General features: G+C 36.7%; 1 tRNA gene. It reads right to left on the reverse strand.

The features are described from left to right. Nucleotide 1: 1 nt before the first annotated feature. Nucleotides 2-77 (reverse strand) — tRNA-Lys (locus R0J88_RS24330). Nucleotides 78-215 lie beyond the last annotated feature (138 nt).

Below are 215 nucleotides of genomic sequence, written 5' to 3' on the forward strand. Positions count from 1 at the left end.
ATGGTGGGTCATGATGGATTCGAACCATCGACCAATTGATTAAAAGTCAACTGCTCTACCAACTGAGCTAATGACCCATTCTATAATTTTTAGATTATTGAGTGCAATTAATGCTTTAGTAAATAACCACTTAAAAATAAGTGGTGGGTCATGATGGATTCGAACCATCGACCAATTGATTAAAAGTCAACTGCTCTACCAACTGAGCTAATGAC

Source organism: Pseudoalteromonas sp. SIMBA_162 (assembly GCF_046535955.1).
Lineage (GTDB): Bacteria > Pseudomonadota > Gammaproteobacteria > Enterobacterales > Alteromonadaceae > Pseudoalteromonas > Pseudoalteromonas marina.